The 12969-nt window shown below is 28.5% G+C and carries 15 protein-coding genes and 1 tRNA gene; 4 read left to right on the forward strand and 12 right to left on the reverse strand.

Translation table 11 applies throughout. The features are described from left to right. Complete coding sequence (locus ACTT9P_RS04880) at positions 1 to 591, reverse strand: aspartyl/asparaginyl beta-hydroxylase domain-containing protein (RefSeq protein ID WP_440909571.1); 591 nt, start codon at positions 589 to 591, stop codon at positions 1 to 3. A 68-nt stretch (positions 592 to 659) separates the two neighbouring features. Here ACTT9P_RS04880 and hemB point away from each other — a divergent pair, with 68 nt between their 5' ends. Next, positions 660 to 1649, forward strand: a complete 990-nt coding sequence (gene hemB / locus ACTT9P_RS04885) for a porphobilinogen synthase (RefSeq protein ID WP_440909572.1) — start codon at positions 660 to 662, stop codon at positions 1647 to 1649. Here the strand turns inward: hemB and recO are convergent, their stop codons facing one another. From recO to dapA, 10 genes are read right to left on the reverse strand one after another with little or no spacing between them, the layout of a single operon-like run. Then, a complete protein-coding gene (gene recO / locus ACTT9P_RS04890) occupies positions 1650 to 2327 on the reverse strand; it encodes a DNA repair protein RecO (RefSeq protein WP_440909573.1) in 678 nt (225 codons plus the stop codon). Further along, complete coding sequence (gene rnc, locus ACTT9P_RS04895; protein WP_440909574.1) at positions 2324 to 2989, reverse strand: ribonuclease III; 666 nt, start codon at positions 2987 to 2989, stop codon at positions 2324 to 2326. The genes recO and rnc overlap by 4 nt, the downstream gene beginning before the upstream one ends. Further along, entirely contained in the window at positions 2989 to 3726 is a 738-nt protein-coding gene (gene lepB / locus ACTT9P_RS04900; RefSeq protein WP_440909575.1) for a signal peptidase I, read from the reverse strand. The genes rnc and lepB overlap by 1 nt, the downstream gene beginning before the upstream one ends. Continuing rightward, positions 3723 to 4109, reverse strand: a complete 387-nt coding sequence (gene acpS, locus ACTT9P_RS04905; RefSeq protein WP_440909576.1) for a holo-ACP synthase — start codon at positions 4107 to 4109, stop codon at positions 3723 to 3725. Before acpS ends, lepB begins: the two co-directional genes overlap by 4 nt. After that, positions 4109 to 4831: a pyridoxine 5'-phosphate synthase gene (locus ACTT9P_RS04910; protein WP_440909577.1), complete on the reverse strand. Its 723-nt coding sequence runs from the start codon at positions 4829 to 4831 to the stop codon at positions 4109 to 4111. Before ACTT9P_RS04910 ends, acpS begins: the two co-directional genes overlap by 1 nt. After that, positions 4828 to 5415 carry an orotate phosphoribosyltransferase gene (pyrE, locus tag ACTT9P_RS04915; protein WP_440909578.1) on the reverse strand — a complete coding sequence of 196 codons (588 nt, stop codon included), beginning with the start codon at positions 5413 to 5415 and terminating at the stop codon, positions 4828 to 4830. The genes ACTT9P_RS04910 and pyrE overlap by 4 nt, the downstream gene beginning before the upstream one ends. Further along, the gene (locus ACTT9P_RS04920) at positions 5372 to 7117 is read right to left on the reverse strand and encodes a bifunctional (p)ppGpp synthetase/guanosine-3',5'-bis(diphosphate) 3'-pyrophosphohydrolase (RefSeq protein WP_440909579.1); all 1746 of its coding nucleotides are present in this window, start codon (positions 7115 to 7117) and stop codon (positions 5372 to 5374) included. The genes pyrE and ACTT9P_RS04920 overlap by 44 nt, the downstream gene beginning before the upstream one ends. Positions 7118 to 7137: 20 nt before the next feature. Then, on the reverse strand, positions 7138 to 7650 hold the full coding sequence (gene folK, locus ACTT9P_RS04925; protein ID WP_440909580.1) for a 2-amino-4-hydroxy-6-hydroxymethyldihydropteridine diphosphokinase: 513 nt from the start codon (positions 7648 to 7650) through the stop codon (positions 7138 to 7140). Continuing rightward, a complete protein-coding gene (gene smpB / locus ACTT9P_RS04930; RefSeq protein WP_440909581.1) occupies positions 7616 to 8086 on the reverse strand; it encodes an SsrA-binding protein SmpB in 471 nt (156 codons plus the stop codon). Before smpB ends, folK begins: the two co-directional genes overlap by 35 nt. Continuing rightward, on the reverse strand, positions 8086 to 8970 hold the full coding sequence (dapA, locus tag ACTT9P_RS04935) for a 4-hydroxy-tetrahydrodipicolinate synthase (protein ID WP_440909582.1): 885 nt from the start codon (positions 8968 to 8970) through the stop codon (positions 8086 to 8088). Before dapA ends, smpB begins: the two co-directional genes overlap by 1 nt. A gap of 42 nt (positions 8971 to 9012) precedes the next feature. On the opposite strand from dapA, the gene ACTT9P_RS04940 reads away from it, so the two are divergent. Further along, positions 9013 to 11271, forward strand: coding sequence for a lytic transglycosylase domain-containing protein (locus tag ACTT9P_RS04940; protein ID WP_440909583.1), 2259 nt, complete (start codon positions 9013 to 9015; stop codon positions 11269 to 11271). A gap of 7 nt (positions 11272 to 11278) precedes the next feature. Here the strand turns inward: ACTT9P_RS04940 and ACTT9P_RS04945 are convergent. After that, a tRNA-Ser gene (locus tag ACTT9P_RS04945) sits at positions 11279 to 11370 on the reverse strand. 68 nt (positions 11371 to 11438) lie between these two features. Between ACTT9P_RS04945 and ACTT9P_RS04950 the strand changes: the two genes are divergently transcribed. Both ACTT9P_RS04950 and ACTT9P_RS04955 read left to right on the forward strand, forming a co-directional pair. Further along, positions 11439 to 12692, forward strand: a complete 1254-nt coding sequence (locus tag ACTT9P_RS04950) for a sarcosine oxidase subunit beta family protein (RefSeq protein ID WP_440909584.1) — start codon at positions 11439 to 11441, stop codon at positions 12690 to 12692. Next, positions 12692 to 12967: a sarcosine oxidase subunit delta gene (locus ACTT9P_RS04955; protein ID WP_440909585.1), complete on the forward strand. Its 276-nt coding sequence runs from the start codon at positions 12692 to 12694 to the stop codon at positions 12965 to 12967. The genes ACTT9P_RS04950 and ACTT9P_RS04955 overlap by 1 nt, the downstream gene beginning before the upstream one ends. Positions 12968 to 12969: the final 2 nt, after the last annotated feature.

Here is a 12969-nt window from a genome sequence, read left to right on the forward strand (position 1 = left end):
TTAGTTAAATTTGTGGTTAAGAACACATGCAACTATATGAATTCTGTCTTCTTCTCCACCATTAAAAAAATTATGATATTTTGTATTATTAGTAATCCATGCGTGACCATCAGCTGGCATATGTTTAGCCACATTATCAATAACCATAATGCATCCCGGGTTTGTAATTATTGGGATGTGTAATCTTGGTTCAGGGTCTCTATGCCAACTTAGTGTTGAACGAGGTTGTTTTAGTAATATCCTAACTCTTCCAAGTTTATAATGTTTAGAAAGTGTGTCGTAAACTTCTTTGAAGTATGTGTTTTTATATTCATCAATAAATTCAGAATATTTTTCTTCTTCAACACTAACATCTCTAGACACTTCCTTACCTGTAGAGTCTGGTTTTGTCCAAAAAACACCTCTTGCTTTATAACCTTTGATTGAATCAGGATCACCTGGAATTTGGGTTAATGAAATAGCACCAAAATTTGTCACTTCTCCAGGAGACTCAAAACTTTTTAATTTTATTACTTCTTTATATGCTGCTTGAAGTTTGGATACATCAAATTTTAAGTCTAATTTTAAAAAATCGTTAAAGTTTAAATTCATGCGTTTTGTAATACAATTTCTGAATAATAATTGTATAATAGATTTGTCGCATTATACAATTACTTAATATGATAACAGGAAAATACCCAAATCTAAGACTGAGACGTAATAGAAAACAACCTTGGATAAGACGTTTGACACAAGAGAATATGCTTAGTCCAGATGACTTTATATTACCAATATTTTTAATAGATGGCAAAAACAAGAAAGAGAAAATTAAATCCATGTCTGATGTTTATAGGTATTCAATCGATAGAATAGGTCAAATTATCGATAAAGCGATCAAACTAGGAATTCCGATGGTTGCGCTATTTCCAAAAACATCTGAAAAATTAAAAAATGAAATTGGCACAGAAGCTTTAAATGAAAAAAATTTAGTTTGTAGAGCAATAGTTGAAATTAAAAAAAGATATAAGAATGAGATTGGTATAATGTGTGATGTAGCCTTAGATCCTTATACCTCTCATGGCCATGATGGTTTGATTAAATCAAATACAATAGTTAATGATGAAACAATAGAAGTTTTAGTCAATCAATCTTTACTTCAAGCAGAAATGGGATGTGATGTCTTAGCTCCATCAGATATGATGGATGGACGTATTGGAAAAATCAGGAAAGCATTGGATAAAGAAAATTTTAAACAAGTGCAAATTTTATCATATGCAGCAAAATATGCTTCTAGCTTTTATGGACCTTTTAGAGATGCAGTTGGCTCAAATAAATTCTTAAAAGGAGATAAAAAAACTTATCAAATGGATTTTAGAAATTCAGATGAAGCACTTAGAGAAATTGCTTTAGATATTAAAGAAGGTGCAGATATGGTAATGGTTAAACCAGGTATGCCATATTTGGATATCATTAAAGGAATAAAAGATAAATTTAAAATTCCAGTTTTTGCTTACCAAGTTTCAGGTGAATATAGTCTATTAGCTACTGCAATAGAAAAGAAAATTCTAAACAAAGATGCAGTTTATGAAAGTTTAATGGCGTTTAAAAGAGCTGGCGCAAATGCCATAGTAAGTTATTACGCAGATAGACTGGATAAGATATTAAAATAATTACTGTATAGAATTTATAAAAGAAATTCTGTTATTAGGAAAAGTTAAATTATTAGGTTTGAGAATTGATTTTTCCAGGAAGTCACCAACTATCTTGAGACCAGCTAGCAAATCTTTATCTTCAGCAACGATGTCTTTTTCAATCAAAAAATTTGGTATTATTCTTTCATCAATTGAAGATTTGGTTGTGTATTGTATCTTATTATCTGTAATTTTTTTTTCTACTAATTTGGTTAATTCCAAATCATAACCCAACAAACTAAAAAGCTCTAGTTCCCAAAAAATATAGTTTTGTATCCATTTATTTGATTTCAAAACTTCAAAAAAATTTTCAATAAGATTATAAATCTTTAAATTTTGTTGAGCTTCAGCATTTAAGATTTTTATAAGTTGCATTGCTGAAATTAAACAATTTAATTTTTCCCTATGATCAAAAAATAATGGTGAAGATGCCTCAATTATTTCAAATTTAAAATAGCCAATACGGTTCTCGTTTTTAGAATTATAATTTGTAAATAACTTATTTCCTATTTGAAGATAATTCTTTATTTTTTTGGAAGTTCCGCCAAAAACTATACCGGAAACTTTTCCATGTTCTTTTGTAAAAACTTCTACAATTAGTGAATTTTCATTATATTTGTTTTTAGATACTAAAAAACCAATGTCATCCCAAATCATATTTTTAAACTTTCTATACATGAAATTGCTGCATTTTGTTCAGCAATTTTTTTTGAACTACCTTCGGCAACAAAAATTTTTGAGTTTTGAATTTTTACACTTACTTTTATTACTGGTTTATGTCTTGGTCCTGTATTTGAAATCAATTTATACTCAGGTAATTTTTTAAATCTTTTTAAAGAAAATTCTTGTAACTTCGTTTTAGCATCAATTTGAGTAATTTTGCTTTGTGAGATTTCTTCTTTCCATAAATCTAATATCAATTTTTCAACGGTACTAAAACCTTTATCCAAATATACAGCACCCAACAATGCTTCACAGCTATCTGAAATTACTTTATCTTGAGGTGGAAATTTATTCTTATTTTTATCTAGTGTGAGAATAAATTTTTCTAAATTAATTTTTTTAGCAATTTTCAAACAAGTTTTTTTATTGACTAAAGACGCAAATTTTTTATCAAGAGATCCTTCTTTTTCATCAGGATAAATTTCTAATAATTTTTTTGAGATCACTAAGCCTAAAACTCTGTCACCTAAAAACTCATACTTTTCATTATTTTCTTTTGAGTTAAAACTTTTGTGTGTTAATGATTTTATAAGTTTATTCTTGTCCTTAAAATTAATGTTTAATTTTTTTTCTAATTGATCAATGCTTACTTTCATTAAATAATCTTTTTAAAAAATCTGTCTAGTCTTATTGATTTATGCCATTTCCAAAATTGAAAAAAGTTTCCAATTTTCTTATCTGATGAAAAAAAGATGAATTGAGCTTTTCCTACTAAATTATCTTTATGTACATAACCAACACTAGATAAAAATCTGCTATCTTTAGAACAATCACGATTATCACCTAGAAAAAAATAATGATCATCTGGAACAGTAAACAAATCTGAATTTTGAAAAGAATAGTTTTTTAAGTAAACAGTTTTAAATTCTTTACCATTAGGTAATTTTTCATCAAACGTAAAAACTTCAATCTTAATATCCCCACAATAAATTATATCATTGCTTGAAACTTTTGATTTAAAAATTTCATTATTATTTAAGAATAAGTTTGAATCAATAAATTGAATTTTGTCTCCTGGCAAACCTATTAATCTTTTTATGTAATCAGTTCTGTTATCAGCAGGAGTTTTAAATACGATCACATCACCTCTTTCTGGTGAATTAAATATAAGTCTACCCTTGAAAATTGGAGGACTGAAAGGAAATGAATGTTTGCTGTAACCATAAGAATATTTAGTTACAAATAGTCTATCTCCGACTAATAGTGTTGGTTCCATTGAAGACGAGGGTATATAAAATGGTTGTAAAAAAATTGATCTAATAAAAATTGCAATAATTAATGCATATAATAAAGTTTTAATATTTTCGTCAAAAAATTTTTTATCTAATTTCATTTTTTCTGGATAATTGCAAATGCGATGGAATAAAGTTTTTCATCAGATAACGAAAGAAAAAAATCTAAATTTTTTACCTTTAATGATCTAAAAATTATTTTTTTTAATTTAGAATTAATTGAATAATATGGTTTTCCAAGTTTATTATTCAATATTTCAATATCTTTAAAATTCAAATTTTTACGAAAACCAGTGCCTAATGCTTTTGCAAAAGCCTCTTTTGCAGCAAACCTCTTTGCCAAAAAACTTGAAATTTCTTTTTGTTTTTTTGCAAATTTAATTTCTTGATTTGTGTATATGCGATTTAAAAAATTTTTATTTTTAATCAACTTTTTTATCCTATTATTTAAAACTATATCAGTACCAATACCAATAATTTTCATTATTTTTTTTTTATAATTTTTTTAAATTTTTTAATTACTTTTGAAAAACTAAAAAATAATGCCTCTCCCACAATAAAGTGACCTATATTGAATTCTTTTATTTCATTAATTTTAGTTAGTAATTGTGTAGATTTATAATCAAGTCCATGGCCAGCATGAACTTCGATACCTAACTTATTAGCTAGTATTGCAGATTTTTTAATTCTTTGAAGTTCACTTTTAAAATTTTTTTTAGATTTAACTAAATTTGCTAATTTACCAGTATGTATTTCAATACAATCAACATCTAATTCTTTTGAAATCAAGATATCATTTACATTAGCATCAATGAATAAACTAGTTCTTATCTTTTTTTTCTTAAATTTTTGAATAATTGTTTTAAGTTTTTTTTTATTAGCTTTTAAATTTAAACCGCCCTCTGTTGTAATTTCTTTTCTATTTTCAGGAACTAAACAAATAAAATTTGGTGAAATACTCAATGCTTTTTTTACAATTTCAGAATTCATTGAGATTTCCAAATTAACTAATAATTTTTTTTGACTGCAAATTTTTTTTGCATCAAAATCATTTATATGTCTTCTGTCTTCTCTTAAATGAATTGTAACAGAATCAGCACCATGTTTAGTCACAAATTTAGACGCATAAAAAGGATCTGGATGTTTTTCTCCTCTTGCGTTTCTTAGAGTTGCTACATGATCGATATTTACACCTAATCTTTTCATTTAATAAATCTACTACCTGGTTTTGTTATCTTAATCTTTTTAAGATCATCAGGTAATTGATCTTTTTTAAATGTAGGTACATCAATTTTAAGATGAGAAACTATTTTTGATTTTATTTTTAAGGAATTTTTTGATGACCTATCAATAATTGATGCAAAGCCAAGAAGTTTAGCTTTTGATTTATCTATTAGTTTTACACATTCTAAACTTGACTTACCTGTTGTAATAACATCTTCAATTATTAAAACTTTTGAACCTTTTTTTATACTAAAGCCTCTTCTTAATTTAAACTTTCCCTCTACTCTTTCACAGAAAATTGTTTCTTTTTTTAATAATCTTCCAATTTCATAACCTATTACCACACCACCCATCGCTGGAGCTAAAATTAAATCAATTTGTTTAAAATTTTTTTTTATATTATTTGCTAAAGATTTACATATATCTTTGGCTAAATGCGGATAACTTAATAATTTTGCACATTGAATATATTTTGGAGAATGAAGTCCAGATGATAAAACGAAATGTCCTTCTAACAATGCATTAGTTTTTCTTAAAATATTTAAGGATTTTTTGGGTGAAAGCATTTCTTTTTTCTTCGTGTCTGATTATTTTAAATTTTATATTCTTTTGTTTTAGTTCTGCAATAAAATTTGTAAAATTTTTTAAATCTCTAATGATTAATTGAAATTTGAAATTTATATAATTAGGGTTTTTGCCCACCATTTCAACTTTAGAAATATTTAGCTTATGACCTCCAATTAAAGTAGTGATATCTCCTAGTTGACCAGGTCTGTCTGGTAGAGAAATCCATAGAGTAGTATTATATTTCTTTACTCTTTCCTCTTTTTGCTCACCTTTATCATGCCAATATCTTCTTATAGCCGCTCTTGCTTTACCTGTTTTTGTAATCGGTATCCAATGTAAAGATGGTGAGTGATTTTTTGATGTTATGATATTTACTCTATCACCATTTCTTAAAATAGTTTGTAACTCTGATTTATTTCCATTTATTTCACAACCAATAGCGCTATTACCAATTGTTGTATGAACTGCATAAGCAAAATCTATAGGTGTTGCATCTTTTGGTAATTTTATAACTGAACCTTTAGGTGTAAAACAAAATACATTTTCCTGAAACATTTGTAATTTTGTATATTCGTAAGAATGCTCGGGGTTTTCATTCTTTTCTATAATTTCTACTAAATCTTTTAACCAATCGTATTCTTTCCAACTTAAAGAATTAAATTTTTCTGAAGATTTATATTGCCAGTGAGAGGCAATACCTCTTTCAGCAAACTCATGCATTGATGAAGTTCTAATTTGAATTTCTATTGGTTTTTGATTTGGTCCAATGACTGCTGTATGTATAGACTTGTAACCATTTATTTTAGGTGAAGAAATATAATCTTTAAATTTTCCCGGTACACAGTTCCATTTTTTATGAAATATACCTAAAGTTTTGTAACAATCATCTACTGTGTTTAAAATTATTCTAAAACCTACAATATCTGTTATTTGATCTAGTGAGGTTCTTTTCTTTTGAACTTTTCTCCATATTGAAAATGGTGTTTTTTCACGTCCATATATTTCGGCGAATATTTGATAGTCATTTAACAATTCAGATAATTCTTGCGATAAAGACTCAAATATATTTTGTTTATCTTCTTTAATTTCATCTAATTTTTTCTTTATTAATGATCTTGCTTCATCGTTAAGAATTCTAAAAGATAAATCTTCTAGCTCATCTCTTATTCTGTGCATTCCCATTCTATCTGCTAAAGGTGCGTATATCTCCATAGTTTCTTGAGCAATACGTTTCCTTTTTTCTTCTTTTGGAATAGCATCTATTGTTCTCATGTTATGCAATCTGTCAGCAATTTTAACTAGTAATACTCTAATATCTTTTGAAGTAGCTAATATTAATTTTCTAAAATTCTCTGCTTTAGAATTTGATGCTGCTGTATTTTCAAACACTGATATTTTTGTGACACCATCGACTAAATCTGCCACTTCTTGTCCAAATTCATTTTTAATAGTTTCGTAAGTTGCGTAAGTATCTTCAATAGTGTCATGCAACAAGCCTGTGGCAATTGTTGCGCTGTCTAATTTTAAGTCAGTTAATATGTTTGCAACAGCTATTGGGTGCATTGAATAAGGATCACCAGAAGCTCTTTTCTGATCTTTATGAGCTTGTACAGCAAAATTATATGCTTTATCTAATTTCTCAGGATTTAAAAATTTATTATAAATTTGTATTTTTTTAATTAGTTCCTGAGAATTAATCATTTAAATATTATAACACTAAATTAAATTTGTTTAATAGTTTGAATATCCTTATCTGGTAATAAATTTATCAATTGTTTAATATTTTTCTTAAAAATAGAGTGTTTCCAGCTTTTGTTTATTTCATACAAAGGTATTAAAACAAAATTTCTTTTGTGCATTAATTTGTGGGGAATAAAAATTTCTTTTTTTGATTTAATCCCATTATAATCAATGATATCTATATCACATTCCCTTGGTGAATTTTTTTCTCCAAATTTTCTACCCATTTCTTTTTCAATTTTTTTGCAAATGTTAAGTAGAGATTGGGATGAATAAAAAGTCTGAACTTCTATTACAATATTAATAAATTTTGGTTTTGTTGGATCAGGCCATGAAGGTGTTTCGTAATAACTTGATGACTTAATTATTTTTATATTATTTGTGTATAATTTATATTTAGTAATCTCAATATTATGAAATCTATTTCCTAAGTTAGATCCAATACCCAAAAAAACAGTCCTAGCTTGATTTTCTAATGTATCGAGCTTTGTCACGGTTCCAATCTCTTGTTTTTTTTGTTGCTCTTTTATCAAACTGTTTTTTTCCTTTTGCTACAGCTATTTCTAATTTTGCTTTACCATTTTTAAAATACATTTTTGTAGGTACTAAAGTGTAACCCTCTCTTTGCATTTTACCTATGAGTTTATTTATTTCTTTTTTATTTAATAAAAGTTTTCTCTCGCCTAAAGGGTTGTGATTTGCACTGCTGGCTTGTTTATATGTGGCTATATGTGAGTTAATCAAAACTATTTCTCCATTTTTCTCAACAGCATAGGAATCTGCTATACTAATTTTGCCCTCTCTAACTGATTTTATTTCAGAACCTTTTAAAACAATTCCAGCTTCTAATAAATCTTCAAAAAAATAATTAAAACTTGCTTTTCTATTCAGGCTAATAATTTTTAAACCAGAATTGGTTTTTTTATTCATTATAATAACTTGGCTGAACTTAGAGCTTTCTTAACTATGTCCTGTGTTTTGTTTGTTATCTTAACTAATGGGAGCCTTACATCATCTTCACATAATCCTAGAAGTTTTGCTGCATATTTTACAGGGCTAGGATTGCTCTCTACAAACATTGAATGATGTATTGGTTGTAATATTGAATCTAATTTTACTGCTTCTTTTTGTGATGCATCATTATCTTTATCATTAGATGTTTTTTGGAAATCTGAACAAAGTTTTGGTGCAATATTTGCTGTAACACTTATTGCTCCAATGCCCCCTCTTTTATTAAATTCTAAAGCATTATCGTCGTTACCTGTAAGTTGAATAAAATCTTTCCCCATTTTTTTTAATTGTTGATCAACTCTATTTAAATCACCTGTTGCATCTTTAACACCAACTATGTTTTTAAGTTCAAACAATCTAGCCATAGTATCAACCGACATATCAATTACAGATCTACCAGGTATGTTATAAATTATTATTGGCAAACCCGAACTATCATTTATTGCTTTATAATGTTGATAAAGACCTTCTTGTGTTGGCTTGTTGTAATATGGAGTAACTATCAAAGCTCCATCAGCCCCGGCTTTTTCCGCATGTTGAGTTAATGATATAGCTTCGTCAGTCGAGTTAGATCCTGTTCCAGCAATTACTGGTATTTTTCCATTACTTTCGCTAATACATAAATCAATAACTTTTTGATGTTCTAAATGACTTAGTGTTGGAGACTCTCCGGTTGTGCCAGCTGGAACTAAACCATTTGTACCATTATCTATATGGAAATGAATAAGCTTGATATATGCTTCTTCATCAAGTTTATCATTTTTAAACGGTGTAATTAAAGCAACATTTGATCCTTTGAACATAAATACTTATAACATACTTTAAAGATTCATTTACTAAAAAACATGAAAAAAATAACATTTTTTATAATTTTTTATACTCTGTTATTTAATTCGATTTCTTATTCTGAATTTATAAATCTTAAAATAAAACCGATTAAAAAACCAACTTTAGATAAAACAGAAATTGAAAAAAGACTTGCAAAAGAAGAGTTAAGACCTCTACCTAAACCAGGTACAAAAAAAGAAAAAGTTAAAAAAGTAGAGGAAATTAAAACAGAAATTGAAAAAATTGAAGAAACTAAAAAAGATGAAACTGTTAAAAAAGCTGAGTTTATAGTTCCAAAAAAGAAACCAATAACTATCAAAACAGAAAAAGCCAAAAAAACTGAAAAAGTTATAAAATCCAAATACTATTCAAAAAAAGATTTTAATCTTGCCAAAAAAGCAATATCTGAAATGGAAAAAGGCAAATGGTCCTCAGCAGTAAATTTAGCAAAGAAAGCAAAAGATAAATCTATTTATAATTTCATACAATGGAGACATTTATTAACTAAAGGTAATAAAGCATCTTTTTTTGAATATAAATTTTTTATAGATAAAAATGATCCTTATCCAAGAATAGGAAGAGTAAAATATTTAGCTGAACATAAAATTTCTGTAGAGCAAGTTTCGCCAAAAAAAGTTATTGATTGGTTTGGTCAAAATGAACCTTTAAGTGGTTTTGGTAAAATCATGCTTGGTCATAGTTTTATTGAAATTGGTCAAATTGAAAAAGGAACAAAATATATTAAAGATGGTTGGGTAACTGCAGAGCTTTCTAAATCACAATTAAAAACTTTCAGAAAAAAATATAAAAAATATTTAAATGCTAATGACTACATTAAAAGAGCAGACTATTTAGCTTGGGAGGGTAAACAATGGGATTTAAAAAGATTATTAAGATATCTACCTAAAGAATATGAATTGCTTTACAACGCTAGACAAATTTTGATTGCTAAATCTTATGGAGTAGATCAAGCAATAAAAAATGTGCCTGAAAGACTTAAAAATGATGCTGGCTTAAATTATGATAGACTCAAATGGAGAAGAAAAAGAGGTCGTGTTGACAGTTCGTTAGAAATTTTACTTAAGATAAAAAACACTAAGGATTATATGAAGCGTCCTGAAAAATGGTGGAAAGAAAGAGAAATTGTAGCAAGATCTCTAATTTACAAAAAAAAATATGAAACAGCTTACAAACTAACTAGTAATCACGCTATGAGGGAAGGTGCAGATTATGCTGCAGCTGAATGGATGAGTGGATGGATAGCTTTGAGTTTTTTAGATGATCCAATTTTAGCAATAGATCATTTCAAAAATTTTTACAATAACGTTAGTTATCCAATAAGTCTATCTCGTGGCGCGTACTGGCTTGGTCGATCATATGAAAAAATTAGTGATAAAAGTTCTTCATTAGAATGGTACGAAGTTGCAACTAAATATATGACAACTTACTATGGTCAATTAGCATCAAGAAAAATAGATCCAAATAGAAAATTTGAATTAACATTGGATAGTCAAATAGATGATAAATATAGAAAAGATTTTTTTAATAAAGAACTTGTAAAAATTGTTTATCTTTTAGATGAACTTAATAAAGACAAATACACAAAACATATCTTAAGACACTTAGCATTAGATAATATACAAAATGGAAGTGAACCACTTGCTGCTGAACTTGCAACTAAAATTGAAAGATATGATTTTGCAATTCAAGTTTCCAAAATTGCTTCTTATGAAAAAAGGTTTCACAATAAATTTAATTATCCAGTTGTGAGCACTCCAATTTATGTTAATGGGAGAAAAATTCCTGAAAACGCATTTATTTTATCTTTGATAAGACAAGAGAGTGAATTTGATTTAAGTGCTAATAGTCATGCGGGTGCAAAGGGATTAATGCAGTTAATGCCCTACACCGCAAAAATTGTAGCTAAACAAGCTAAACTCCCGTACTCTAAATCTAGATTAACAACTGATCCTGAATATAATATTAATTTGGGTTCTCACTATATTGCTGGTTTAATTCTTGAATACGATGGAGCCTACCCTTTTGCAATTGCAGCTTATAATGCTGGTCCAAAAAGAGTGAAGTATTGGAAAAAATTAAACAAAAATCCTCAAAAAAAACAAATAGATTATGTTGATTGGATTGAATTAATTAAATTTAGAGAAACAAGAAACTATGTTCAGCGTGTATTGGAAAACTATAACGTTTACAGATATGTTCTCGAAAGAAAGCCTATTCTTGTAAAAGATTTTTTTAAAGATGATCCTCTTTATTAGTGATTAGTGGCGGAGAGAGAGGGATTCGAACCCTCGGTACAAGTTTCCTCGCACGGTCATTTAGCAAACGACTGGTTTCAGCCTCTCACCCATCTCTCCACAAGAAAAAACAATACTTTTGATTGTATTGAATATTCAATATTTATAAAGTAATTATTCTAAAATTTATGAAAAACAAGTATTCAATTTTTTCTTTAGTTAAAAATGCGTTCTCATACCATGAAAATTGGGAGAAAGCTTGGAAAGATCCAGAACCAAAAAAAGAATATGATGCTGTAATAGTTGGTGGTGGTGGCCATGGACTTGCTACAGCTTATTATTTAGCAAAAAAACACAATATGAAAAATATTGCTGTTGTGGAAAAAGGATGGATTGGTGGAGGTAATACTGGAAGAAACACTACAATAATAAGATCAAACTATCTATGGGATGCAAGTGCAGGCTTATACGATCATGCTTTAAAAATTTGGGAAAGTTTATCACAAGAATTAAATTACAATGTAATGTTTAGTCAAAGAGGAGTAATGAATTTAGCTCATAATCTTCAAGATGTAAGAGATCTAAAAAGAAGAACTCATGCGAATAGACTAAATGGAATTGATGCTGTTTATTTAAGTACTGAAGAAGTAAAAAAATTCTGTCCTATTATAAATACTTCACCAGATATACGTTACCCTGTTCTTGGTGGTACTTTACAAAGACGTGCAGGAACAGCTAGACATGATGCAGTTGCTTGGGGTTATGCCAGAGGTGCAAATGAAATGGGAGTAGATATTATTCAAAATTGTGAAGTAAAAGGTATTAAAAGAAATGGTGATGCTGTTGAAGGAATTGAAACAACTAAAGGATTTATCAAAACCAAAAAAATTGGAGTTGTAGCGGCTGGTCATTCAAGTGTAATTGCAAATTTGGCTGGTCTAAGATTACCTTTAGAAAGTAAACCACTGCAAGCTTTGGTTTCTGAACCTGTTAAACCAATTATCGATACAGTTGTAATGTCTAACGCTGTACATGCTTATGTGAGTCAATCTGATAAAGGAGAATTAGTTATTGGTGCTGGAACTGATGATTATGTTTCATATACTCAAAAAGGAAGTCACGATATTGTAGAAGGAACTTTAAACGCAATTCTAGAACTTTACCCAATCTTTAGTAGAATGAGAATGTTAAGACAATGGGGAGGAATTGTGGACATTTGCCCTGATGCAAGTCCTATAATTAGCAAAACCTCAATCAAAGGATTGTACTTTAATTGTGGTTGGGGAACTGGTGGATTTAAAGCAACTCCTGGTTCTGGTGATTTGTTTGCTCACACAATTGCAAATGACGAACCACACAAATTAAATGCTGCATTTAATATCAATAGATTTGTTAGTGGTGATTTAGTTGATGAGCATGGAGCAGCTGCAGTAGCACACTAATGTTTGTAATACACTGTCCTTTTTGTGGTGAGAGAGAGCAAAGCGAATTTAAAGCTGGCGGTGAAGCTCATATAGTAAGACCCAAACAACCAACTGAACTAAGTGATGATGAATGGGCAGAATATTTATTCATGAGAAAAAATATTAAAGGCATTCAGTTTGAAAGATGGAACCATGCTCATGGATGTAGAAAATGGTTCAATATGGTTAGAGATACATCGAATGATAAGATAAAAGCTGTTTATAAAATGGGTGAAAAACCCCCTATCGAATAAAT

This window comes from Candidatus Pelagibacter sp. (genome assembly GCF_052048095.1).
Lineage (GTDB): Bacteria > Pseudomonadota > Alphaproteobacteria > Pelagibacterales > Pelagibacteraceae > Pelagibacter.